This window comes from Polaribacter aquimarinus, assembly GCF_003129485.1.
In the GTDB taxonomy this organism is placed as follows: domain Bacteria; phylum Bacteroidota; class Bacteroidia; order Flavobacteriales; family Flavobacteriaceae; genus Polaribacter; species Polaribacter aquimarinus.
Map to the genome: position 1 here is coordinate 309,255 of NZ_QFFG01000004.1, position 25,218 is coordinate 334,472.

Genomic DNA, 25,218 nt, shown 5'->3' on the forward strand with positions numbered 1-25,218 from the left:
TAATTTATATATTAGCCAAATATTATAAACCCAAAAGGTTTTTAGTAGCCCCTAAATTAATTACTTTATGACCCCTAAATCTAAAAGTAAATGGTATTTATTACCATTTGTTTTACTATTTATTAATTTAAATAGTTTAGCACAAATTTACAATATTAATGATTTCTCTGTTAATGCTAATACCATTTTAACAGATGTATGTAATTTTTATGATTCTGTAATATATATTAAAAATTATAAAAATTTACTTGTATCTCTTCAATCGACAGAAGCTTCCTCGTTCAATTTCAAATCAATAGAGACAAAAAAACAAACAACTTGTTCTTTTAATAAATTATTCGTTTCTGATTTAGAAATTTTAACCAACAGCAATTCTAAAAGTAATACGAAAAACGTTGTTGATTTAAATGAAATCTACATCACTTTAGTAACAGAAAAAAATACAAATATTAATGACCCCACGAATTTAACGGATATAGATGGGGATGTGCTCACGATAGGTGATGTAGATTATAGGGTTACACACCTATCTGGCACTCCATTAATTGTTAAAATAATTCAAAACCCTATAAGTAAAATATTATATTATAGATTATCTAAAGAATTAAATAGAATTCAAAGTTGAGTTATTAATTTAAAGAACCTATACAATTTTGATCTAAAAACAAACAAAACTTTTAATAAACCCATATATAAAATAAGGAAAAGATAAACAAGAAACAAAAATCCCCTAACCCCTAAAATCCCCTTAACCCCTATGTTTAATTTTATAAAGGTATTATTAGTAATGCCTCCACCGCCTTCACCAGGTCCTCCAGGTCCTCCGGGGGTACCCATAGACAACATTAATTTCTTTTTATTCTTTACAGCTATCTTATTTGGCGGAATATTGATGTACAGAAAAAGAAAAATAACCTAAACTTAAATAATTATTTAACCTACTAATTTTAACTATTATGAAAATTATTAATCAAAGTACTCAAAACATTAAAAGTTTTTCTAAATTATTCTCTAGTTTTTTAAAAATATTTTTAATTTAAACTATTAATTTAAAATTTCTTTAATTTTATCAATTGTTATAGAGAGTTCTTGTATTGTAGTATACTTTGAGAACGAGAATCTTACTGAAGTTTTATCAGCTTCTATAGGGTTAAGGATTTCTGCTAATACATGAGAGCCTTTGTTGCTACCACTTTGGCAAGCACTACCTCCAGATACAGCAATACCTGCCATATCTAGTGTAAACAATAACATATCATTTTTAATCGGAAAACGAACGCTTAAGATAGTATAGCTGCTATGTTCTAAATTTGAAGAAAATCCATTAAACTCCATATTCTTAACTATTTTTTTGAGTTCTGATATAAAATATGTTTTTAGAGATTCTATATGTACTTTATCTTTCTCTAAGTTAAAAATTGATATTTCAAGAGCTTTTTCCATACCCAGAATAGAATGTACATTTTCAGTACTAGATCTTGCTCCTTTTTCTTGATCTCCACCGTGTAACATTGGTAAAATACCAAATCCTTTCTTAAAATAAGCAAAACCAACACCTTTTGGGCCGTGAAATTTATGAGCACTCGCTGTTATAAAATCAATAGGAGTCTTTTGCAAATCTATATGATAATGTCCAATAGCTTGAACTGTATCGGAATGTAGCAAAACATCATAATTTCTGCACACATTACAAATTTTATCAATGGCCAAAATATTTCCTATTTCATTATTAATATACATTAAACTTACCAATGTTTTTTGGGAGCTTTTTTGTAATAACTCCTCTAAATGTTCTAAATCTACGCTTCCATACTTATCAACATTTACAAAGTCTAAAACTATATCATAAGTCTTTTTTAAATAGCTACATGTATGCATTACGGCATGATGCTCAATTTTGGTTGTTATAATTCTTTTTACACCTAGATTTAAAACAGAATTATATAGAATTAGATTGTCAGCTTCAGTTCCACTACTTGTAAAAATAATTTCACTAGCAGATACATTAAAATGTTTAGCTATATTTTTTCTTGCACTTTCTACTGCTGATTTTGCTTTTCGTCCAAACTGATGAGTTGAAGATGGATTTCCAAAATTATCTTGCATTGATGTATGCATAACTTTTAAAACCTCATCATCTATTTTAGTTGTTGCAGCATTATCTAGATAAATCAAATTCATATTACAAAAATACAATTAATTAGAGTTCTGATAAACATAAACTTCTGTTGCTCCTAATCCATATTTTTTATACGAAGCGTCATAAAATTTAACTGGATACCTACTTAACAACCTATGTAACTCTGATTTTAAAACGCCTTGACCAACACCATGAATAAAAATTACTTTAGAAATTTTTTTTGATAAAGCATATTCAACTTTTCTTTTGGCAGTATCTAACTGAGTGTTTAACATATCATAGTTATCCATATTTTTTGTAGTCTTTACTAATTGATTAATATGTAAATCAACCTCTAAGAGTATTTCATTTTTTTCTTTTTTAAAGAGTGTCTTTTTTGTCGATTTTTCTTGAGATTTTTCTCTTAAAAGTGGATTATTTATATCAGAAAATTTACTCAATTCTTTCTGTTCAAATTCAATTTTAACCAATTCTCTAGAATCAAACTTAAAAACCATACCATCAGCAGTTTGAATAGCAATTTCATCTCCAGAAATGGCTATAACTTTCCCTTTTAAAACATCATCTAAAACTGCTACATTATTTCCAATTTCTAAACGCATACTTAACCTTCTCTTAATTTGGTTTCTATTGTAATGATACTATCTTTGTACAAAAATAACAAGATGATTAAGACTTCTAGAACTTCTCCGTTAAACTTCTTTAAAAATGCCAATAAATCTTCCAAATTATCAGAAGAAAGATACATTTTATTACAAAATATTGCCAGCAAAATTAGAGATGAATATGTAAAAAATAGTGTTGTTAATTTAAATTTTATTTGCACTCATAATTCAAGAAGAAGTCAGTTAGGTCAAGTTTGGTCTTTTTTTGCAGCAGATTATTTTGGTTTAAATATTAATTCGTTTTCTGGAGGCACAGAAGTAACTGCTTTTTATAGAAATACTGTAAAAACATTACAAAAAACAGGGTTTTCATTTAAAATTGCTGATTTTAGTCATCAAAACCCTAAGTATGTAATTTCATTTGAGGGCTCTCAAAAATCTATTCTAGGTTTCTCTAAAAGGTATGACCATCCAGACAACAAAAATCCTTTTATAGCTATAACAACTTGTAATAATGCGGATACCAATTGTCCTTTTATACCGGAAGCATCAGAAAGATTTCATTTGCCTTTTGTAGATCCAAAATTTTCTGATGGAACTGAACAACAAGATGAAATCTATTTAAAAACAAACCAACAAATTGCTAGTGAAATTTTTATTATTTTCTCTGAAGTTGAACGACTAATTTCTTAAACATTTAAACTTTTATCATACGGAATACTGTCTAGAATATGATTGATTACATTAACTCTAGCCTCAGTTTTCCTGTTAGCCCTTATAATTTTCCAAGGAGATATTTCGGTATTTGTTTTTTCAAACATTGCATTTTTGTATTCAGTATAGTGATCCCATAAGTCTTGTGCTTTTTCGTCTAATTTCGTTATTTTCCACTGTTTTAAAGGGTCACTCTTAATTTCTGCAAACCGTTTAGCTTGTTCTTTTTTAGAAATAGACATATATATCTTTACCAATCGAATTCCAGATTCTAAAATCATTCTTTCAAAATCATTAACCTGATTCATAAAAATTTTATACTCTTCTGAAGTACAAAAATTATTTACAGGTTCTACCACTGCCCTATTGTACCAACTTCTATCAAAAAAAACGATTTCACCTGCTTTTGGAAACTGTTCTACATATCTTTGAAAATACCACTGTGTTTGCTCATCTTTTGTTGGTTTTGACAAAGCTACAATTCTCATATAACGTGGGTTAATTCGTTCTGTTACTCTCCTTATAGCTCCACCTTTTCCAGCTGCATCTCTTCCTTCAAACACCACAACAATCCTTTCATTGTTATTAATTGCCCATGTCTGCAATCGAATAAGTTCTACCTGCAATTTTTTAAGTTTTCTTTGGTAGTCCACATACCTTAATGCTCTATCTACATTAAGAGGTTCTTTAGACAGAAGCGCCAATAAACCTTGTTTACTATTTAATTTTCTTACTTCTTTATCTGATAATTCTCTTTTCATAAACTAATCTATCTGAATATTAGAGCGATAATAACGCATAACTACATTTGGATCTGGAGATATGACGGTTTTAGCATTTTCTTTTCCTTCATAGTCAAATTGAGAAAGCACATGTCTCATAGCTTCCAATCTAGCTACTTTTTTATCATTTGTTTTTATCATCATCCAAGGACTATAGGATGTATGTGTTTTAGAAAACATTTCTTCTTTATAATGTGTATAACGATCCCAAAGCGCTTGTCCTTGTTTATCAACCGGACTAAATTTCCATCTCTTAAGCGGTTCTTCCATTCGAGCATCGAATCTTTTTAATTGTTCTTCTTTAGTTATAGATAACCAAAATTTTATGATAATAACTCCATCCTCATACATCATATGTTCAAACTCAGGAACTTGAACCAAAAACTCTTTATATTGTTGTTCAGAACAAAAACCCATTACAGGTTCTACAACTGCTCTATTATACCAACTTCTATCAAAAAAGACAATCTCTCCTGGATTAGGTAATTCTTTAATATAACGTTGAAAATACCATTGCCCTTTTTCTATTTCTGTAGGCTTATTTAACGCAACCAATCTTGAAGATCTTGGATTTAAATGCTCCATAAACCTTCTTATGTTTCCTCCTTTACCTGCTGCATCTCTACCTTCAAAAATAATAGCTACTCTTTTTTTCTCTTTAGATATCCAGCGCTGTAATTTAACCAACTCTATTTGTAAAGATCGTAACTCTTTATCATAAAGAACAGTGCTTTTAACCTTATCACTAATCTCGCTTTTTTCTTCTAAAGCTGTTAACAATTGATGGTTACTTTCAAAACTCTCAAAGTCTTCTTTAGTTAATCCTAATTTTATGCTCATTGATACGATTTAAAACATAAAAATAATCACTTTTTTTGATAAAACTGTTAAAAAAACACGATTTTATACAAGTTCTTATATCTTTGTTTGCTATGAAATATTTGACCCTAATTTTACTCTTGTTTTGCTCATTTTATTCAGTATGTCAAGAAAAATTTTCTAAAGAAATAGGTTTTGTAACAGATAACGACTTATATATTTCAAAAAGCAGAGATAGATATTATACCAGTGGTATTTTTATCAACTACAGATTCATTTCTCATAAAAAAAGCCAAAGTTTAGAAAAATTGATTTATGAGTGGCAATTAGGTCATGAAATGTATACACCTAACAAAGCTATTGTTACCAATATAATTTTTCATGATAGACCTTTTGCTGCTCATCTTTATACTGGTTTTAAAATGGATCGTATTTATAAATCTAAAAAGATATTTTCTACTAATATTCAACTAGGTTTTATTGGACCTAATGCTCTTGGAAAAGAAGTTCAAGATTTTATTCACAACATTTATGGATTTAGAAAAGCTGTGGGGTGGAAACATCAAATAAAAAGTGCTTTATCTTTAAATTTTAACTTTGGATATTCTCATTTTTTATTAAAAAACAAAAAAAACAATTTAGATGTTACATGGATAAATAAAGTAAGATTAGGCTCTACTTTTACCAATGCTTCTGTGGGCTTATATGGGCGATTTGGTTTTAAAGCTTTACAATCAATAGTTAACTCAATTGCATTTAATACAAACTTAAATAACAACAATAATGCAGGTTCAAGAGGTATTGAATCGTTTTTATTTGTAAAGCCTACTTTGCAATATGCAATTTACGACGCTACTTTACAAGGTAGTTTTTTAAATACTAAAAGTGAAGTAACTAAAGAATTAATACCAATAGTATTTAATATTCAAATAGGATATAAATTTACTGTTAATCGTTTTAATTTTGGTTATATTTTTAATTATAACACTAGTAAATCTAAAGGTTTAAAACATACTTATGGCAATAAATATGGAAGTATTATTATAAACTATTTACTTCATTAATTTTCAAAAAAATCATCGTTAAACCCAATTAAATATAATTTATCCTGAGTTCTAGTTATTGCTGTATACAACCATCTATAATACTCTTTAGAGACTCCATTTGGCAAATATGGTTGTTCAACAAAGACTGTTTTCCATTGCCCTCCCTGAGATTTATGGCAAGTTATCGCATAAGAAAACTTAACTTGTAAAGCATTGAAAAATTTATTCTTTTTAATGGCTAGATATTGTTTAAACTTAGATTTTTCATCAACATAATCTTCTTTTACAGCTTGGTACAATTTATTACTATCTTCATAAGTTAAAGAGGGCATTTCACTTATTAAAGTATCTAATATTAACACTGTTTCAAATGGTTTCATTTGCGGATAATCTATCATTCTTACTTCAACTTCAGCAAACTTAAAGCCATATAATTCTTTAATAGAAAAAATTTTAAGTACCTCACAAATGTCTCCATTTGCAATAAAACCCGCCTCAGAAGATTCTTTTAACCAGAAATAATTATTTTTTACAACCATAATATAGTCGCCAGCAGAAATTTCGTTTTCTTGTCCACGAATATTATATCTAATTTGTTGATTATATTGATTAGCTCTTTTATTAGATCTAACTATAAATGCAGTATCTTCAACTCCAGCATAGTCATATGCATTTACGATGGCATCTTCTATATCAAAACTATCTTCCAATCTTTTTATATCTGGGTATTGTAAATTAAACTGAAATTGACTTCCATCATTTTCAATTTGCTTTCTTAACATAGTTGCATTCATTAGAATTCCAGATTTATTATGTTGTCGCATTACTTCATCCAACTCTATTTCAATAACTTTTTTATCAAAACAAACACTTAATTGTGATGCTTCTAACGCAGGACTTATATTTAACTTTACAGGAGGTAATTGGGCAGTATCTCCAATAAAAATTAATTTACATTGACTACCAGAATCAACATACCTAATTAAATCTTCTAACAAAGATGAATGATCAAAGTAATTTTGTTTTTGCTTTTCATCTGGAATCATAGAAGCTTCATCTACAATAAAAATAGTATTTCTATGTTTATTTTGCTGTAAAACAAAATCAACAGAACCATTGGGTTGCTTTTTTGGAAAATATATTTTCTTATGAATAGTATAGGCAGCTTTATTTGAATATACAGCAATAACTTTTGCTGCTCTACCCGTTGGTGCTAATAATACAGCTCTTATGTTTGTTTTATTTAAACAATTGACAAAAGTACTAATCGTTGTAGTTTTTCCAGTACCCGCATAACCTTTTAATAAAAATAGTTCACTTTTATTTTCACTAAAAATAAAACTGCTTAATAAATTGAATAATTCACCTTGCTTTAAAGTAGGTTTGTAAGAGAATTTTCTGAGTAATTCTTTGTAAAAATCGATGGGTAATTTTATCATATAAAAATTAAAACATCAAAGATACATTGAATTGCAAATAAAAGTTTTTATCATAAAAAAAAAATTGTAGATTTGCGTAGAGACTATAAATAAAATATATTAAAATGGGATTAATTGGAATGATTTTAGCAGCTGTTTTAGTTGCTGTATTAATAGCTATCGTAGTAGTTAAATATTTACCATTAAAATTAAGATGGATTGCATCTTTGTTATTATTGGCTTCAACGGTTTTTTTAGTTTATAAAATTTACAATGGTATTATGGAACCTATAAATTTTAATAAAATTAAAGTTAAAAAGTTCGCTAAAGTTGTTGAAAAATTAAAAATCATTCGAGATGCTGAAGTAAAATACAACGAAGTTTTTGGAAAATATACTAAAGATAAAGCAGGGTTAATTAAATTTATTGACACAGCTCAATTAGCATTAACTCAAACTAAAACAATTGTAGAGAAAGAAGATAGAGGTGGAGGAATTATTATCGATGTAGAAAAAAAGATTGTTGATACAATTGGATATGAACCAGTTTTAAAATACTTTAAAGATAAAGATTATCAAAATATGTTTGCTGTACCTGGGGTTCCTAATAAAGAATTTGATTTAGAAATTGGTACTGTAGAGAAAGTACAGGGTTTAGTAGTTCCTACCTTTATGGCTAAAACAGAAAAAAAAGATATTTTAAAAGGTATGGATGAATCATTAGTTAAATTAGAATTAGAAGCTTTAGCAACTGACCAAATAAAAGGTGAGTATGTTTCTGTAGGTTCTTTAGACGAAGTAACCACTGGAGGTAATTGGCCACCTTTTTATGATAAAAAAGAAAGTGCAAAAAAGCAGTAATACATCTTTTAAGAAGACGATAAACAATAAACTGTCCATCCAATTTAATTTGGATGGATTTTCTTTTTGTATTTCAAACTCAACAACAAATAAAGATATTTTCTTTTCAGAATATCTTTTTAAAGAAACAATAACTACTCCAGAGCAACTACTGTCTAAAATCAAAGATATTTTTAAGACAGATAAAAATCTACAATACGATTTTTCTAGCGTTTTGGTCATTCACCAAAATGCTTTGTCTTGTTTGGTTCCAAATGAATATTTCAATGAAAATAAATTAGAATCCTATTTATCTTATAACATAAAATCATTAACAACAGATTACATTACATTTGATAATTTAGAAATATTAAAATGTAAAAATGTTTACATTCCATACGTAAATATTAACAATTATATTTTTCAAAACTTTGGTGAATTTGAATACAAACATCACAGTACAGTATTAATAGAAAAATTAATTTCTATCAAAAATGGACAAGAAAAGAAAATGTATCTAAACGTTTCTAAAACCTCTTTAGACATTTTCATTTTCGAAAAAAACCGTTTATTATTTTATAATTCATTTAATTACAGTAGTAAAGAAGATTTTATTTATTATATATTATTTACTGCAGAACAACTGAAATTAGATACTGAAAATTTAGCAGTTTTCTTTTTGGGTGATATAGAAAAAGACTCTGAAACTTATAAAATTGCTTACAAATACATTCGCAATATAAATTTTTTAGAAAGTAACAACCCTATTTTTAATCAAATTAATGCATCAAAACATTCAAACTTTACACTTTTAGGGTTATGAGAATTATTTCAGGAAAATTAAAAGGAAGACGTTTTAATCCACCAAAAAACTTACCTGTTAGACCTACAACAGATATGGCCAAAGAATCTTTGTTTAACATAATAAACAATCATTATTACTTCGAAAACATTTCTGTTATAGATTTATTTTCTGGCACAGGTAGTATTAGTTTTGAATTTGCTTCTAGAGGTACAAAGAATATTTATGCAATAGACGCTCATTTTGGTTGTATTAAATATATATACAATACTGCTAAGGATTTAGGATTAAATGTAAATACTTACAAAAGCGATGTTTATAAATTCTTAGAAAAAACATCAATACAAGCTGATGTAATTTTTGCCGACCCTCCTTATCATTTTGAAGAAGAACAATTTTTGAAAATTATAGATCTTGTATTCGAAAAAAAACTCCTTACAAATGAAGGAGTTTTAATTATTGAGCATTCCAAACATACTGATTTATCGAAGCATAAAAAACATACTTATGATAAACGTTATGGAGGCAATATTTTTAGTTTTTTTGAAGCAATCTAGTTGTTATTCCTATCAAGATATTGTTGTGCCTTATTTCTAAGTTCTGTCATTAACTCAGAAGGTAATAATTTTGCACACTCAATAAAATATTTTTGATATTTGTTATCTTTAGACATATAAACATCAAATAAAACACCATCTTCTTTTTTGTCCATTAATTTCAAAATTTCTGCAATAATTTTCTTTCCTGATTCTTTATTTGAAAAACCTGAACAAACTTTGGCCATAGAATTATAAAAAGTTACTAAACATGCGGTATCAGCACATCCATTAATCCTCTTAACAATTTTATTTGCTAAATCACTTGTATCAGTTTTGTTAGTGTTATTTACTGGCACGCCATCACCTCCTTCAGATTGAGCTTGTGTTTGGAATGAGATGAAGAATACCAACAAAGCTGTACATAGAATTTTCATAATTTTGTTATTTTAAAGTTACAGTACAAATATCTATAAATATACAAATAAAAAAAAATACGGCAAATGCCGTATTTTCTTGAGAAAATTATTAAAATATTAGAGTTATAATAAAAATAAACTATATCTTCTGCTATTACATAAGAGATGTAATAATATCAGAAATTGTAACTCCTTCTGCTTCTGCTTTATAATTTTTTACAATTCTATGAGATAATATAGGTATAGCCACAGCTTTTACATCTTCAATATCTGGAGAAAATTTTCCATTAACAGCAGCATGTGCTTTTGCTGCCAAAATTAAGTTCTGAGAAGCCCTTGGACCCGCTCCCCAATCTAAATATTGCCTAACTAGTTCTGTTGCTTTATTAGATTTTGGTCTTGTTTTACCAACTAAATCAACCGCATATTCTATAACATTATCAGCAACTGGTACTTTACGGATTAGTTTTTGAACCTCAACAATCTCTTCTCCAGAAAATAAAGAATTAATGGCAGGTTTTACATTACCAGTTGTACTTTTTACAACTTGCACCTCCTCTTCAAAAGAAGGATACTCTAAGTTAATCGAAAACATAAACCTGTCTAACTGTGCTTCTGGTAAAGGATAAGTACCTTCTTGTTCGATAGGGTTTTGAGTTGCTAATACAAAAAATGGCAAATTTAATTTATAATGATTACCAGAAACAGTAACCGAGCGTTCTTGCATTGCTTCTAATAAAGCTGCTTGTGTTTTGGGTGGCGTTCGGTTAATTTCATCTGCCAAAATAATGTTAGAAAAAATGGGCCCTTTAATAAATTTAAAGTGACGATTTTCATCTAAAATTTCACTTCCTAAGATATCTGAAGGCATTAAATCAGGAGTAAACTGAATTCTTTTAAAATTTAAACCTAATGCATCAGAAATTGTATTTACTAGTAAAGTTTTAGCCAAACCAGGAACTCCTATTAATAGAGAATGCCCTCCACAAAAAATAGATAAAAGTGTATAATCTACTGCTTCGTTTTGTCCTATAATAACTTTACTTATTTCTTCTTTTAAAGCATTATACTTTTTTACTAAATTATGAACCGCTTCAACGTCTGACATTATCTAGGAGATGTTTCTTTTTTCCAATTTTTTTTAAAAGTACAGCTACTATATTCTTTACCTAATTTAATATAAGTATCTCTAATTTTACTTTTAGACCATTTCTCTATAGTCTCTTCTTTCTTTTTTTGGAGTGCTAATTGTTGTATTTTAACATAATCTTTTACTAAATCCGCTTTATGAGTATTAACTCTATCTCTCATTAAGATAAATTTAAACATCTTTCCATTTTCTCTATCTTCATCGTAAAAAACATCTGTCATCCCTCCTTTTTCCAAATCATTAACTCTAGCATAAAAAGCAGGATCCATTCTAGTCAAGTCAAATCTAGATTCTCCTGTAGATGGATTAATAATTAAACCTCCGCTATTTTTGGTTTCTATGTCTTGAGAGTACTTCTTAACTGCCTCTTGAAAGGTGATTTTTCCACTTTTAATATCTTGAACAATTCCTTCTACCTTTAATTTAACTTCCTTAAGTTTTTCATCTGGCACTTCTGGTTTCATTAGAATATGAGAAGCAACTCTTGTATTTCCTTTAATAGAATGCAACTGCATTATGTGATAACCAAAATTAGATTTAAAAGGTTTAGAAACTTGACCGACATCTAAACTAAAAGCCATTTCTTTAAACTCTTTAATAAAAGAGGATTGTTTTGTTATCGTATATTCACCACCATTTTGTGTAACTCCTGGGTCATCAGAATTAATAATGGCCTTCATCTTAAAACTAGCTCCTTCTTCTATTTGTTTTTTTATTTCATTTAATTTAGCAATAACTCTTTCATTTTCTTCTTCTGTTGGAGAGGCTAATACAACAATCTGAGCTAATTCAATTTCAGCAGGAAATTGAGGTAACTCACCTTTTTCTTTTAACCCATTAAAATACAAACGAACCTCTTCTGGAGTAACATCGATTTTTTCAGTTATTTTCCGTTGCTCTTTTTCTATAAGAAGGTTCTCTTTCTGCACTCCATAAAGCTCTTTTTTTAGGTCAGCTAAATCATTAAAACCATAGGCTTTTACCACTTTTTTAACATCTCCGTATTGTTGAGTAAAAAACTGAATACTTCTTTCAACTCTTTGATTAATTTCGCCTTCAGAAACTGTTACGCTATCAATTATAGCATGGTGTGCTAATAATTTCTGTTGCATTAATTCTTCTAACATCTCGCAATTAGAAATCGTAATTTTACCCTCGCTTCTTATTTCTACTTCTTGTTTAAATTTAGCGATATCTGATTCTAAAACTATATTTTTACCTATTACAACAGCAACTCCATCAATTTTAATACTTTTTTGTGCATTTAAGTTTACACTAAAAAAAACTATGAAAGCTGTTAAAAGTTGTATTTTAATATATTTTGAAACTGTTGTTTTGTGTAGCATCTTTTACTAATATTTTTTCAATCTCTCTAATTAATTCAATTTTACGTTTGTGTAAAATCATCTGTTTTATGGTTGGTTTTATATAGCTTAACGGTGCTATTGAATTCCGCTTTAAAACATCTTTTATAGCGACCAAATATAAACCTATTGAGTCTTGTTTTTGAATGAATTTTGTTTTTTTTAACAGTTTTTCTTTAGAAAAGGGAAGTTTTAACAAAATGTTATCTAAAGGAATCCAAATTGAATCGTTAAACTGATGAAATTTAAAACTTAACTGTTGCTTTTCTAATGTTTCTAAATCTTCTATATCATCAGATTTAAACAACTCTACAAACTCTTTTTTATCAATTACATTTGCATCAAAATGAAGATATCTAATTTTAACAAGCTCTTCATTTAATCTAAAGTTATTATTGTTTAATTGATAATACTCTTCTACCTCTTCATCAAAAATTAAAGTATCTAATCTTTCTTTTATAAGTTGTTCTTTATATTTATTTATTAAAAGACTCTCTTTGTAATCAAGAACCAATTTATCAATTTCGTTAATATCATTTAAAGAACTATTATTGTTAGCTTTCTTTAGCAAAAGTTTTTTTATAGCCCAATCTTGAATATAACTTCTTACTATAACCAAACTATCAGCTTTACTGATATTATTTGGTAATATATTTTTTAAATCTTCTCTAAAAAGTTTATCTGTGTTAACAATTGCTACAATTTCTGACGATTTATCATTCTTCTCTTGTATATTAAAATAATCACAAGAGACTAATAGTAAAACCAATAAAAAAAATGCAATTTTTTTCATCTATTTCTTATAGAATTTTATTAACTTTTTAAGTTGTCTTTTATTAACTTTTATTTTGCTTTTCTTTCTTAAATCTGCAATCCATGTTTTTTCTAAATAATTTTGGTAATCATTCATTACCTGCCCTTTAACTGATTTAAGTTCTTTAGAATTATAATTTTTAAGGTTCTTTTTGTAATAGTTTTTGAGTCCTATGGTGTCTTTAGAAGACTTGTTCCAAATTTTTTCTTGCATTAATTCAAACAGTAACAAACCATCTTCATATTCTTTTAAAGTATTAGCATATTCTGGTTCTGTATAAATTAGGTTTTCTTTATAATACTCAATAATTTGATTGTCCTTAAACTCTTCAAATAAAACATAAACTGGTTTATGTCTTCTATTTCTAATATACTTAATAAACGTTTCTTGTTTAATTTTTTTATCATTTATTGAAAATAAAGTTGATTGTAAAGAATCTACAGGTAAAGATCTAATGTTTTTTCTATTTAAAATCTTTTTTGATTCTTCATTTTCTAAAATAGAATATTTACTCTTTAATTTATTAATTACAGCTTTATCACTTAACTGCATTCTTGAGCTCGATTTTATTTTCTTTTTCAATTCGCCTTTCATCTCTTCAAAAGATTTCACAGGATGAATTTTAATTAGTTTTGCAATATGCCAACCATAGCGAGTTCTAAAAGGTTTAGAAAATTCTCCAGGAGATTTTAAACTAAGAATAGCATCCGAAAAAGGTTTTACCATTCTACTAGGTTTAAATTTACCCAATTTTCCACCTCTATTTTTTGTACCAGAATCTTCTGAGTATTGTTTAGCTAAATCTTCAAATTTTTCATTTTTCAACAGCTTATTATAAACACTATCAATTTTGGATTTCCCTTTATTACTTATATCTCTCACTAATATATGTGCTCCTTCTATTTCTCCAAGAGAAGCCCTAAGATCATCAACTTTTAAAATATGATATCCAAAACGAGTTCTAAACGGCATAGAAGTTTCTCCAACTTTAGTTTCATAAGCTGCAACTTCGAAAGGATACACCATATTAAATGCAGAAAAATAACCTAAATTACCTTCATTTCCTTTTCTTCCAGTATTGGGATCATCTTTTGCAGAAGGATCTTCTGAAGTTTCTACTGCTACTTTTTCAAAGCCTTCACCGTTCACAATTCTTTCTCTAATTTTAAGAATTTTATTGTAAGCTAATAGTGTATCTTTTGGCAATGCATCTTTTGATGTTCTTATTAAAATATGCTTAGCTTTAACCTCATTAATAGTTCTATAATAAGCATCTTTAATCAATTTGTCAATAAAAGATGTGTCTTGTAAATAAGGAGCGGAAAGCTGATTTTTATACGTTTCCATCTCTCTAATGTAAGTTGGTAAAGTATCTAATTTCAAATAATAAGCTTGTTTTACTTTTAATTTATAATTAATATATAAATCTAAATTTTTAGTAACATCTTTTGCTTCAGCATTATCTATAGCATCTAAGTTTTTTTCATAAACACGTTTGAATTCTGAAACGGTCGTTTCCTCACCGTTAATTGTAACTAAAACTTTATCTTTTTTTTGTGAAAAAACTGATGCTGATAAACTTAAAATAAATAATAAAACTATTTTTTTCATAAACTAATTATTATAACGAAATGATTCCTTTAATTTTTTCTGCTTTTTTATAATAAGAGATAATCTCTTCTGATTTTTCTATTTTTAATACGATGGAAACACTAATATATTTTCCTGTTTTAGATTTTTTTGTATTAATTATTGCCCCTTTGTTATTAAACAATTCTTCTACTTCGTCTACTTGACTACCATCAGAAGGTACAATAAACTTATACATATAATCTGCAGGAAATTTTGTAGTTTCATCCAACTGATTTTTTAGCTTGGTGTAAAACTCATTTTTATCACTCATATTTATATTTTTAGTAAAAAATTACCAAATCACAATTTACAAAATTACATTAAAAATTAGTTTTATAAAGGGAATGATTTATTTTTGTGAGATGCAACAAAAAATTGTGCTTATTGGAGGTCCAGGAACTGGCAAAACATCTGTTTTAAATGAATTGATACAAAGAGGTTTTTACTGTATGCCAGAAGTATCTAGAGAAGTCACTTTAAAAGCCAAAGAACAAGGAATAGAGCAATTGTTTTTAACAGAGCCTTTAGTATTTAGTGAAATGTTGTTAGAGGGTAGAGAATTACAATATCTTAATGCGGATAAAAATGATAATAACATTGTTTTTTTTGATAGAGGAATTCCTGACATTCACGCCTACATGGATTTTTTTAAAACTAACTATCCTGATACTTTTCTAAATAAAAGCAAGAAATATCAATACAGTAAAATATTTCATTTTGCTCCTTGGAAAGAAATACATACAACTGATAATGAACGTTATGAAAGTTTTGAAGAATCTAAAACTATAGATAAATTCTTATTGAAAGCATATTCAGAGTTAGGTTATAAAATTTGCAATGTTCCTTTTGGTTCTATTAAAGAAAGAACTGATTTTATTTTAAACTCACTTTCTTGTGATATATGATAAAGTCTCCAAAAGAAATATTAAAAATTTATTGGGGGTTTTCTGATTTCAGACAGTCACAAGAAGAAATAATCAATTCAGTTTTAGCACAAAAAGATGTAATTGCGCTATTGCCAACAGGTGGCGGAAAATCTGTTTGCTTTCAACTACCCGCAATTCTTAAGGATGGAGTATGTTTGGTTATTTCTCCTTTAATTGCTTTAATGCAAGATCAAGTTGAAAATTTAAAGCAAAAAGGCATTAAAGCTGCTGCAATACCTTCTGGTGCAACACAAGACGAAATCATAACTTTTTTTGATAACATTAAATTTGGTAATTATAAGTTCTTATACATTTCTCCAGAAAGGTTACAATCCAAATTTATTCAGCAAAAAATAAAAGCATTAAACATAAATTTATTTGCAATAGATGAAGCGCATTGTATTTCTGAATGGGGACACGATTTTAGGCCTTCTTATAGAAATATTAAAATTTTAAAAGAACTAAAACCTGCAACAAATTTTATAGCTTTAACAGCAACTGCAAACCAAAAGGTAATTGATGATATTTCTAAAAACTTAAATCTTGAAAATCCAGAAATTTTTAAAAAATCTTTTTCAAGAGAAAAATTAGCTTATCAAATTTTTAAGGTTGAAGACAAATTACATCGTTTACTCCAAATCTTTACAAAAACAAAAACTCCTGCAATTGTATATGTAAACTCACGTAAAAATACAATTGAAATTGCTAACTTTTTAAATGCAAATGGATTTAAAAGTTCTTTTTATCACGGAGGTTTATCAACTATTGAAAAACAAATTTCTTTCGATAATTGGATGTCAGAAAAAACACCTGTTATGGTGGCTACAAATGCTTTTGGTATGGGAATTGATAAATCGAATGTTGGTTTGGTTATTCATTACAATTTACCAACAAGTATCGAAAATTACATACAAGAAGCTGGAAGAGCAGGGAGAAATAGCAAAAAATCTTTTGCAGCACTTTTATACAATGAACATGATGTTTCTTTGTTAGAGTCACAGCAAGAAAAATCATCACCTACAATTAAAGAAATAAAAGAGGTTTTAAAAAATTTATACCAACATTTTAGAATTTCTTTTGGCGAATTATCAATAGGAAATTTTGATTTTAATTTGTTAGATTTTTGTAAAAAATATAACCTCTCTACTTTTAAAATTGATGTAGTTTTAAAAATTCTATCAAACAATGGTATTATAGAAATTGATTCGAATTTCAATCAAAAATCAATATTACAATTTAAAGCAACAAGTAATCAAGTTTTAAACTATGCTAAAAACAATAAAAATATCAGTCATTTTATAAGTACCATTCTAAGAACTTATGGTGGTTTGTTTGAACAGGAAACTAAGATTAACGAGTTTATCATTGCAAAAAAAGTAGGAATTACTTCCAAACAAGTGCTTTTAAATCTTAAAAAATTACACGAAGATGAAATTGCTACATATAAAGGAGTAACTTCTAATGCTAGTATTTCTTTTTTAGTTCCAAGAGAAGATGATAAAACAGTAAATAGATGTTCTAAAGAAATTAAGATTTATCTAAACCAGAAAAAGAAAAAAACTAAAGATTTTATCAAATTTGTGAAAAATGATGAAATTTGTAGAAGTATTCAGGTTTTAGAGTATTTTGATGAGAACTCAACAAAAAAGTGCGGTATTTGTGATGTTTGCTTAAAAGAGAAGAAAAAAACTAAGGTTGATATATCGCAAAAAATACTTCAACTTTTAAGATGTGGACAAACTTTATCTTCTTCAGAAATAAGAACACATTTAAGAATTGATGAAAAAGACATTTTAATACATTTGCAACAATTATTAACATCAAATAAAATAAAAATCAATCATCAAAATAAATACCAATTAAATTAAAATTATGAAAGACTTACGTATAGTTTTTATGGGAACTCCAGATTTTGCAGTTACTATTCTAAAACACTTGGTAGAGAACAATTATAATGTAGTTGGTGTAATTACTGCCACAGACAAACCTGCTGGTAGAGGAAGAAAACTAAACGAATCTGCAGTTAAGAAATATGCAAAATCTGTAGATTTACCTATTCTACAACCTAAAAATCTTAAAAACGAAGATTTTTTAGATGATTTAAAAGCTTTAAATGCCAATTTACAAATTGTAGTTGCCTTTAGAATGTTGCCAAAAGTTGTATGGAAAATGCCTAAATACGGCACTTTTAACCTACACGCATCGCTCTTACCAGAATATAGAGGTGCAGCCCCAATACATTGGGCGATAATAAATGGAGAAACAAAAACGGGTGTTACCACTTTTTTTATTGATGATAAAATTGACACGGGAGAAATTATCTTACAAGATGAAATTTCGATTGCTGATAATGAAACTGTAGGGAGTTTACACGATAGAATGATGTTTATAGGAGCTGAATTGGTTGCTAAAACTGTTAATTTAATCTCTACAGAAAAAATAAACACCACTAAACAACCAGAACGAGAGGAAAAATCTGCACCAAAACTAAATCCTGAAAACACAAAAATTAATTGGAACGATACTATTGATAACATCTACAATAAAATTAGAGGTTTAAACCCTTTCCCAACTGCTTGGACAATTTTTTGCAATAATAATGAAGAAATAACCGCTAAGATTTATGCGATTCGGAAAGAATTAGAAAATCATAATTTTAAAATTGGCGCAATCATCACCTCAAAGAAAGATTTAAAAGTTGCGGTAAAAAATGGTTTTATAATTATTGATGAAATTAAACTTTCTGGAAAGAAAAAAATGGACTCAAAAAGTCTTTTAAATGGTTACACTTTTCATAAAGACTCTAGAATGTTGTAAAGCCTTTATCCACAAGGATTGTAGGGTTTTTTATTTTTCCAACTAGCTTTATTAACAATTTACTATCATTTATTAACAAAATGATGCTTTTTTAAGAATCAAATTTGCATAAGCCCTTAATCCGTCTATATTTGTTAAGCTTTTAAGCAAAAAATAATATTCAATAATTTAAAAATCTATTTATTATGAACAAGTCAGATTTAATCGATGCAATGGCTGCAGATGCAGGAATTTCTAAAGTAGCAGCTAAAGCGGCATTAGAATCTTTTACAGATAATGTAACTTCTGCATTAAAAGGTGGTGGTAAAGTTGCTTTAGTAGGATTTGGAACTTTCTCAGTATCTAACAGAGCTGCAAGAACAGGAAGAAACCCTCAAACAGGGCAAACTATCCAAATTGCTGCTAAAAATGTAGCAAAATTTAAAGCTGGAGCTGGATTAAGCGACGCTGTAAACTAAAAAAATTAGTTTAATAGTATATTCAAAACTCTCTTTTTTTAGGGAGTTTTTTTTATTCCTTATTTTTTTATACTTTTAGAATAAATCTTAAAAGAATAATTTGAAACTTGATAAAGGAAAACTTTTAATTGCTGAACCGGCCATTCTTAATGATAGCTCTTTTAACAGAGCTATAGTTCTACTTACAGAACATACATCAAACAATTCTGTTGGTTTTATTTTAAATAGACCTTTAGAATATACTGTCAATGATCTTTTACCTGATGTAAATTGTCACTTTCCAGTTTATCAAGGCGGTCCTGTGGAGCAAGACAATTTGTATTTTGTTCATAAAATACCAGAATTAATCCCTGATAGTATAGAAGTCGCAAATGGTATTTTTTGGGGAGGAAATTTCGAATCACTTAAAGAATTATTAAATGATGAAGTTTTAAAAACTTCTGATATTCGATTTTTCTTAGGATATTCTGGTTGGGGAAAACAACAACTAGTCAAAGAAATGAATCAAAACTCTTGGTTTGTTGGAGAAAATGATTTCGAAAATATTTTCTCTTTGGACGAAAAAAGTCTCTGGAAAAATAAATTGTTGCAAAAAGGTGGAGATTACAAACTTTGGGCTAACGCGCCAAGTGATTTTAATCTAAATTAGTTCCCAGCTACTTGTAGTATTCTTAAATTATTTGCTAATTTCTTACCTACTTCTGTTTTAAAAGTTTTTTTCTTGTAATTCGTAACAGGTTGAATTCCAATAATTGCATTAGTAATAAAAACTTCGTCTGCTTTTTGTATTTCAAAAGGAGAAATTACTGTTTCTTCAATTGTAAATTCTTTATTTTTAGAAATCATTTCTATCATTTTTTTTCGAACAACACCTTTTATACAACCTTCGGTTAACGCAGGGGTTTTTATAATGTTACCTTTAATAATAAAAATATTTCCGTTGGTTACCTCAACAACCCCTTTTCTCTCATTCAATAATACACAATTATCCAAATCATTTTCGTCAGCAAAAATACTTGCTAAAGTATTAAGCATTCTGTTATTTGTTTTTACAGTTGACAATAATCCTGAATAATTGTAAAAATCTTTAAAAACATCTAATTTGTATACTTCTTTGGTTAAATAAGTGTTTACATCAACTTCAATTGTATATTCAATCTTATTCGTATCGGGTTTGTATAAACCACCATTTTTTCTAAAAATATTAAAACGGACTCTATAATCACTCACTTGTTCTTGAACAGCAACTGTTTTTAAAATTTCTTTTTCTAAAAATTCTAAGGTAAATTCCATAGGAATCTTCATACGCAACATTCGCATAGAAGCCATTAATCTAAAATAATGGTCCTCCCAAAAAATAATTTTTTTATTGATTATTCTAATTGTTTCAAAAATAGCATCTCCATATTTAAAAGCTCTATTTTCAGTAGATATATTTATATTTTCTGGGTATAATAATTCACCATTAAAATTAATCATAACTAAGAATTTAAAGTTGCAAAATTAGTGTATTTAAAAATATGAAGGCATAAAAAAACTCAACAAAAGTTGAGCTTTAAATTTATTTTTTTTGCCAATTAAGCACCAATAGTATGCTTTAATTCGTCTATCTGATTTTCCCACAATTGTTTGGCTTCTTCTATCTCATCTTCTTCATCAGCAAAATCAGTTATGATTAAAGATACATCTTTAGTTAATGCGTCAACTTGAATTGCTATTTCAAAAAAACTATCATCATCTTCACTTTCTAACCATTTAAAACGGATTCTTTCTCCTGATTTCTTTGCGATTAATTCTGCTTTCTCCTCTACTCCATCCCATTCAAAACTAAAAACTTTCCCTCTAGAATTTACCTTATCTGCAAACCATTCTTGTAAACTAGATGGTGAGGAAATATATTGATACAACATGTTTGGTGATGCATGTATGGGAATTTCTAATTGATATTTTACTTTATCCATTGTAGATTTCTTAGGATGACAATATAGGTATTAATTCTATTTAAAAAAAATTAAAAACACATCTTGGTAATCTCCAAAAATCAATTATATTTGCAGCCTCAAAACCTAATGGCGAGGTAGCTCAGTTGGTTAGAGCGCAGGATTCATAACCCTGAGGTCGGCAGTTCAAATCTGCTCCTCGCTACTAAAATCTCAAACTAAAAGTTTGAGATTTTTTATTTTATATTACAACCGTTTTACATTTCTACAAAACTATATGTAAAAAAATAGAATTAGATGATGTAAATATTGATGAGTATTATTAGGATAATAACTTGGAAAACATTTTTTTATTGAATAGATAATTTTGTAAAAGTTAAAGTTGTAAATGTTTTTGAATTAAATGCTTAGGTAAGCAATCAAAATCTCACAAATTCTACTATAATTTGGTTTACATCATCTATAGATTACATAACCAAAAAGTATTGAAAACATTTGAATTTTTATTAATTTTTGACGCAAAAAATCTTGTAGAATTCAAAAATCATTTTATATTTGCAGTCCTTTACCATGCGAAAGTAGCTCAGTTGGTAGAGCGTCAGCCTTCCAAGCTGAATGTCGCCAGTTCGAACCTGGTCTTTCGCTCAAAAGACTTCATCTTCTTCAGATAAAGTCTTTTTTTTATGTTCTAAACTTAACTAAACTAAACTAGAGTTTTATTAGAAGAAGTTTAAAACGAGATAAACTTTAATAGAATAGGTTAAAAGAAAATTTTGTTAAAACATAGAATCATCTTATATGTTTTTTAACTTATCCCCAAAAAACAATAATAATACAATTGGAATTCCAAGTGCTATAACTAATATTTTATTTGTGGTAAATATAGACGGTTCTAATAATAAAGTTGCAGCAAAACCACCTATTGCTCCACCTAAATGTGCCGAATGGCCAATATTACCTAATTGTTTTTTCATACCATAAATAGAATATAGTAAGTATCCAACTCCAAAAATATACCCTGGAATTGGTATTGGAATAAAAAACAAATACAACTCCATTCCTGGATATAATAATATTGATGAATACACAATACCAGAAACAGCTCCAGAAGCACCTACAGCGCTATAATACGGTTCATTTTTATGATATTGTAAAGAATACAAACTACCAAACAGTAAGCTTCCAAAATAAATTATTAAAAAATCTGGCGTTCCTAAAATCTTAGCAACAATATCTCCAAAAAGATATAAAGCATACATGTTAAACCCAAGGTGCAACCAATCTACATGCAAAAACCCAGATGTTAACGCTCTTATTTTTTCACCATTTAAAATTCTACTAACTTGAAATTTATATTTATCTAAAAAAGAATAATCATTAAATCCTTTCATAGAGACCAAAACGTTAGCAATTATAATTAATAAAACTGCTTGATTCATATTATTCATCATTAAACAAACATACTAAAAACAGTTTAGTATTACTATTCTAGTTTTAAATTATATACGATATTTGCATCATTAAAAAACATTTTATGAATTTTGCTGTTTTTGCAATAGCTTACCCAATAATTTGGATACTTTCTAGATTACCAATGAAGATTTTATATATAAAGTCTGATTTTCTGTATTTTATAATGTACTATCTTATAGGTTACAGAAAAAAAGTGGTTTTCGACAACTTAAAACTTTCATTCCCTGAAAAATCTGATGATGAATTAAAGAAAATCTCAAAAAAATTCTTTAAACATTTTATCGATTTAGTAATGGAGAGTGTGAAAGCATTTACGATATCCGAAAAAGAAATAAAAAGAAGATATATTTATAAAAACTCCGAATTGGTTAATAAATATGCTGCTGAAGGAAAAAGTATTGCTTTGGTTGGTGCACATCAAGCAAATTGGGAATGGTCAATTAGTTTACCTTTAGCTTTAAATATTGATGTTTACGGGGCTTACACAAAGCTTAACAATAAATATTTTGAAAAATGGGTTAGAGACTCAAGAGAAAAATTTGGTGTGCTAGGTTGTAAGACCTCTGAAACGGTAAAAACAATTCAAAAAAATTATAATGAAAAAAAACAAGGTGCTTATATTCTATTAAGTGATCAATCTCCACAGCCTCATAAAACTTTTTATTGGAAATCATTTTTTGGAACAAAAGTTCCTGTTCATACTGGTGCAGAAATGCTTTCTAAAAAATTTGATTTTGTTGTAATTAATTACGTTGCTAAAAAAATAAAAAGAGGATATTATGAAGTTGAATTTCAACTGATAACTGAAACTCCTAAAAACTATAAAAATTATAAAATAACCGATATCTATACTGAGCTTACAGAAAATAACATCATTCGTCAACCAGAATTTTACTTATGGTCTCATAAACGCTTTAAGCACAAAGATATTTATGATGAATGGAAAGAAATGATGGCTAAAAATAAAAAAGAGAAGAAAATTTAATTTCTTCTCTTTTTTATTTTTATAATTTAAACTCTAAATGCCCGCAACTGTTTTTATTTCTTCTATAAAACGTTCAGCCAAAGCATCTGCTGCATCTTGAGATTTTGCTTCTGTATATATTCTTATAATTGGTTCTGTATTCGATTTACGTAAATGAATCCACTCTTCAGCAAAATCTATCTTAACACCATCAATCGTATTTACATCTTCATTTGCATATTTAGAAGCCATAGTTTCTAAAAGTTGATCTACATCTATCTGTGGAGTTAACTGAATCTTATTTTTACTCATAAAATAACTTGGATAAGAATCTCGTAATGCTGCACAAGATATTTTTTTGTGTGCTAAATGAGATAAAAATAATGCTACTCCAACTAATGAATCACGCCCATAATGTGATGCTGGGTAAATGATTCCTCCATTTCCTTCTCCACCAATTACAGTGTTTGTTTCTTTCATCTTAATCACCACATTTACTTCCCCTACAGCAGAAGCTGTATAGGTTCCTCCATGCTTTTGAGTCACATCTCTTAATGCTCTAGAAGATGATAAATTAGATACTGTATTTCCACCACCTAATCTTCCTAAAACATAATCTGCACAAGCTACCAAAGTATATTCTTCACCAAACATAGAACCGTCATTACAAACCAAAGCGAGTCTATCTACATCTGGATCAACTACAATCCCTAAGTCAGCACTTTCTTTAACTACTAATTCAGAAATATCCGTTAAATGTTCTTTTAAAGGTTCTGGATTATGAGGAAATTGTCCGTTTGGAGTACAATATAATTCAATACATTCTACATTAAGTTCTTTTAGTAAAGCTGGAATAAAAATTCCTCCGGTAGAATTTACAGCATCTACCACAACTTTAAAATTTGCTTTTTTAATAGCTTCAACATCTACAAATTCTAAATCTAAAACTTCATTAATATGTTTTTCGACATAAGTCTTATTTTTTGAATAAGTACCTAAATCATCAACTTCTGCAAAATTAAAATTTTCACTTTCAGCTAACTCAAGAATTTTCTCTCCTTCTGCACCATTTAAAAACTCACCTTTTTCATTTAACAATTTTAAAGCATTCCATTGTTTTGGATTATGAGAAGCAGTTAAAATGATTCCTCCTTCTGCTTTTTCTAGAGGTACTGCTACTTCTACTGTTGGTGTAGTTGATAAACCTAAATCTACAACATCTATTCCTAGACCAACTAAAGTGTTGGCTACCAAACTAGAAATCATTTTTCCAGAAATACGAGCATCTCTACCAATTACAACTTTAATTTTTTCTTTATTTTGATTTCTTTCTTTTATAAATGCTCCATAAGCTGAAGCAAATTTCACAGCATCTATTGGTGTTAAATTATCGGCAGTTTTACCTCCAATGGTTCCTCTAATTCCTGAAATTGATTTGATTAATGTCATTCTTTTAGTTGTCTTTTTTTATTTAGCGGAACAAATATAATTATAAATTAACAAGTAGTAGCCTATATTAATATTCTGTTTGCTAACAAAAAAATACGACAGAGATTGTAG

Annotated in this window: 27 protein-coding genes and 2 tRNA genes; 14 read left to right on the forward strand and 15 right to left on the reverse strand. The window is 28.0% G+C overall.

Annotated elements, in window-relative coordinates:
* Positions 1-67 precede the first annotated feature (67 nt).
* The gene (locus DIS07_RS11000; protein WP_109405300.1) at positions 68-625 is read left to right on the forward strand and encodes a hypothetical protein; all 558 of its coding nucleotides are present in this window, start codon (positions 68-70) and stop codon (positions 623-625) included.
* A 419-nt stretch (positions 626-1,044) separates the two neighbouring features.
* Here DIS07_RS11000 and DIS07_RS11010 read toward each other — a convergent pair whose 3' ends face one another.
* On the reverse strand, positions 1,045-2,181 hold the full coding sequence (locus DIS07_RS11010) for a cysteine desulfurase family protein (protein WP_109405302.1): 1,137 nt from the start codon (positions 2,179-2,181) through the stop codon (positions 1,045-1,047).
* A 15-nt stretch (positions 2,182-2,196) separates the two neighbouring features.
* Complete coding sequence (locus DIS07_RS11015) at positions 2,197-2,742, reverse strand: Smr/MutS family protein (protein WP_109405303.1); 546 nt, start codon at positions 2,740-2,742, stop codon at positions 2,197-2,199.
* A gap of 63 nt (positions 2,743-2,805) precedes the next feature.
* On the opposite strand from DIS07_RS11015, the gene DIS07_RS11020 reads away from it, so the two are divergent.
* Positions 2,806-3,438: a low molecular weight phosphatase family protein gene (locus tag DIS07_RS11020; protein WP_109405304.1), complete on the forward strand. Its 633-nt coding sequence runs from the start codon at positions 2,806-2,808 to the stop codon at positions 3,436-3,438.
* Here DIS07_RS11020 and ppk2 (DIS07_RS11025) read toward each other — a convergent pair.
* Together ppk2 (DIS07_RS11025) and ppk2 (DIS07_RS11030) are read right to left on the reverse strand one after the other, a co-directional pair.
* Entirely contained in the window at positions 3,435-4,220 is a 786-nt protein-coding gene (gene ppk2 / locus DIS07_RS11025) for a polyphosphate kinase 2 (protein ID WP_109405305.1), read from the reverse strand. The two genes, DIS07_RS11020 and ppk2 (DIS07_RS11025), sit on opposite strands and share 4 nt — an antisense overlap.
* A gap of 3 nt (positions 4,221-4,223) precedes the next feature.
* Positions 4,224-5,081: a polyphosphate kinase 2 gene (gene ppk2 / locus DIS07_RS11030; RefSeq protein WP_109405306.1), complete on the reverse strand. Its 858-nt coding sequence runs from the start codon at positions 5,079-5,081 to the stop codon at positions 4,224-4,226.
* Between the two features lie 92 nt (positions 5,082-5,173).
* Here ppk2 (DIS07_RS11030) and DIS07_RS11035 point away from each other — a divergent pair, with 92 nt between their 5' ends.
* Positions 5,174-6,124: a lipid A deacylase LpxR family protein gene (locus DIS07_RS11035; RefSeq protein WP_109405307.1), complete on the forward strand. Its 951-nt coding sequence runs from the start codon at positions 5,174-5,176 to the stop codon at positions 6,122-6,124.
* Here the strand turns inward: DIS07_RS11035 and DIS07_RS11040 are convergent.
* A complete protein-coding gene (locus DIS07_RS11040; RefSeq protein WP_109405308.1) occupies positions 6,121-7,545 on the reverse strand; it encodes an ATP-dependent DNA helicase in 1,425 nt (474 codons plus the stop codon). The genes DIS07_RS11035 and DIS07_RS11040 overlap by 4 nt on opposite strands.
* A gap of 104 nt (positions 7,546-7,649) precedes the next feature.
* On the opposite strand from DIS07_RS11040, the gene DIS07_RS11045 reads away from it, so the two are divergent.
* The 3 genes from DIS07_RS11045 to DIS07_RS11055 are packed head-to-tail and all read left to right on the forward strand — an operon-like array spanning position 7,650 to position 9,722.
* On the forward strand, positions 7,650-8,384 hold the full coding sequence (locus DIS07_RS11045) for a hypothetical protein (protein WP_109405309.1): 735 nt from the start codon (positions 7,650-7,652) through the stop codon (positions 8,382-8,384).
* Positions 8,353-9,186 carry a DUF3822 family protein gene (locus DIS07_RS11050; protein ID WP_109405310.1) on the forward strand — a complete coding sequence of 278 codons (834 nt, stop codon included), beginning with the start codon at positions 8,353-8,355 and terminating at the stop codon, positions 9,184-9,186. The genes DIS07_RS11045 and DIS07_RS11050 overlap by 32 nt, the downstream gene beginning before the upstream one ends.
* Positions 9,183-9,722 carry an RsmD family RNA methyltransferase gene (locus DIS07_RS11055; RefSeq protein WP_109405311.1) on the forward strand — a complete coding sequence of 180 codons (540 nt, stop codon included), beginning with the start codon at positions 9,183-9,185 and terminating at the stop codon, positions 9,720-9,722. The genes DIS07_RS11050 and DIS07_RS11055 overlap by 4 nt, the downstream gene beginning before the upstream one ends.
* Here the strand turns inward: DIS07_RS11055 and DIS07_RS11060 are convergent.
* The 6 genes from DIS07_RS11060 to DIS07_RS11085 form a co-directional block, all read right to left on the reverse strand.
* Complete coding sequence (locus DIS07_RS11060) at positions 9,719-10,138, reverse strand: hypothetical protein (RefSeq protein ID WP_109405312.1); 420 nt, start codon at positions 10,136-10,138, stop codon at positions 9,719-9,721. The genes DIS07_RS11055 and DIS07_RS11060 overlap by 4 nt on opposite strands.
* Before the next feature lie 136 nt (positions 10,139-10,274).
* Entirely contained in the window at positions 10,275-11,228 is a 954-nt protein-coding gene (locus tag DIS07_RS11065; protein WP_109405313.1) for an AAA family ATPase, read from the reverse strand.
* On the reverse strand, positions 11,228-12,616 hold the full coding sequence (locus DIS07_RS11070; protein ID WP_109405314.1) for a peptidylprolyl isomerase: 1,389 nt from the start codon (positions 12,614-12,616) through the stop codon (positions 11,228-11,230). The genes DIS07_RS11065 and DIS07_RS11070 overlap by 1 nt, the downstream gene beginning before the upstream one ends.
* On the reverse strand, positions 12,582-13,427 hold the full coding sequence (locus tag DIS07_RS11075) for a hypothetical protein (protein ID WP_109405315.1): 846 nt from the start codon (positions 13,425-13,427) through the stop codon (positions 12,582-12,584). Before DIS07_RS11075 ends, DIS07_RS11070 begins: the two co-directional genes overlap by 35 nt.
* Positions 13,428-15,059 carry a peptidylprolyl isomerase gene (locus DIS07_RS11080; protein WP_109405316.1) on the reverse strand — a complete coding sequence of 544 codons (1,632 nt, stop codon included), beginning with the start codon at positions 15,057-15,059 and terminating at the stop codon, positions 13,428-13,430.
* Positions 15,060-15,069: 10 nt separating this feature from the next.
* Positions 15,070-15,351 (reverse strand): DUF493 family protein, encoded by a 282-nt coding sequence (locus tag DIS07_RS11085; protein ID WP_109405317.1) that lies wholly within the window; start codon positions 15,349-15,351, stop codon positions 15,070-15,072.
* Positions 15,352-15,442: 91 nt separating this feature from the next.
* Between DIS07_RS11085 and DIS07_RS11090 the strand changes: the two genes are divergently transcribed.
* The 5 genes from DIS07_RS11090 to DIS07_RS11110 all read left to right on the forward strand — a co-directional run bounded on the left by DIS07_RS11090 (position 15,443) and on the right by DIS07_RS11110 (position 19,930).
* Positions 15,443-15,985, forward strand: coding sequence for an AAA family ATPase (locus tag DIS07_RS11090; protein WP_109405318.1), 543 nt, complete (start codon positions 15,443-15,445; stop codon positions 15,983-15,985).
* Positions 15,982-17,874, forward strand: a complete 1,893-nt coding sequence (locus tag DIS07_RS11095) for a RecQ family ATP-dependent DNA helicase (protein WP_109405319.1) — start codon at positions 15,982-15,984, stop codon at positions 17,872-17,874. Before DIS07_RS11090 ends, DIS07_RS11095 begins: the two co-directional genes overlap by 4 nt.
* Positions 17,875-17,878: 4 nt before the next feature.
* Positions 17,879-18,823, forward strand: a complete 945-nt coding sequence (fmt, locus tag DIS07_RS11100; RefSeq protein ID WP_181374587.1) for a methionyl-tRNA formyltransferase — start codon at positions 17,879-17,881, stop codon at positions 18,821-18,823.
* Positions 18,824-19,008: 185 nt separating this feature from the next.
* Positions 19,009-19,281 carry an HU family DNA-binding protein gene (locus DIS07_RS11105; RefSeq protein WP_109405321.1) on the forward strand — a complete coding sequence of 91 codons (273 nt, stop codon included), beginning with the start codon at positions 19,009-19,011 and terminating at the stop codon, positions 19,279-19,281.
* A gap of 100 nt (positions 19,282-19,381) precedes the next feature.
* Complete coding sequence (locus tag DIS07_RS11110; RefSeq protein WP_109405322.1) at positions 19,382-19,930, forward strand: YqgE/AlgH family protein; 549 nt, start codon at positions 19,382-19,384, stop codon at positions 19,928-19,930.
* On the opposite strand, the gene DIS07_RS11115 is transcribed toward DIS07_RS11110, so the two are convergent.
* Both DIS07_RS11115 and DIS07_RS11120 read right to left on the reverse strand, forming a co-directional pair.
* Positions 19,927-20,760 (reverse strand): aminotransferase class IV, encoded by an 834-nt coding sequence (locus DIS07_RS11115; protein WP_109405323.1) that lies wholly within the window; start codon positions 20,758-20,760, stop codon positions 19,927-19,929. The genes DIS07_RS11110 and DIS07_RS11115 overlap by 4 nt on opposite strands.
* Before the next feature lie 98 nt (positions 20,761-20,858).
* Positions 20,859-21,242, reverse strand: a complete 384-nt coding sequence (locus DIS07_RS11120; RefSeq protein WP_109405324.1) for an START-like domain-containing protein — start codon at positions 21,240-21,242, stop codon at positions 20,859-20,861.
* 110 nt (positions 21,243-21,352) lie between these two features.
* Between DIS07_RS11120 and DIS07_RS11125 the strand changes: the two genes are divergently transcribed.
* Together DIS07_RS11125 and DIS07_RS11130 are read left to right on the forward strand one after the other, a co-directional pair.
* Positions 21,353-21,426: transfer RNA gene (locus tag DIS07_RS11125), tRNA-Met, on the forward strand.
* 367 nt (positions 21,427-21,793) lie between these two features.
* Positions 21,794-21,866 (forward strand) — tRNA-Gly (locus DIS07_RS11130).
* 149 nt (positions 21,867-22,015) lie between these two features.
* On the opposite strand, the gene DIS07_RS11135 is transcribed toward DIS07_RS11130, so the two are convergent.
* Positions 22,016-22,669, reverse strand: a complete 654-nt coding sequence (locus DIS07_RS11135) for a rhomboid family intramembrane serine protease (protein ID WP_235869134.1) — start codon at positions 22,667-22,669, stop codon at positions 22,016-22,018.
* An 86-nt stretch (positions 22,670-22,755) separates the two neighbouring features.
* Between DIS07_RS11135 and DIS07_RS11140 the strand changes: the two genes are divergently transcribed.
* Positions 22,756-23,679: a lysophospholipid acyltransferase family protein gene (locus DIS07_RS11140; RefSeq protein ID WP_109405326.1), complete on the forward strand. Its 924-nt coding sequence runs from the start codon at positions 22,756-22,758 to the stop codon at positions 23,677-23,679.
* Positions 23,680-23,712: 33 nt separating this feature from the next.
* Here DIS07_RS11140 and glmM read toward each other — a convergent pair whose 3' ends face one another.
* A complete protein-coding gene (gene glmM / locus DIS07_RS11145) occupies positions 23,713-25,107 on the reverse strand; it encodes a phosphoglucosamine mutase (RefSeq protein WP_109405327.1) in 1,395 nt (464 codons plus the stop codon).
* Positions 25,108-25,218 lie beyond the last annotated feature (111 nt).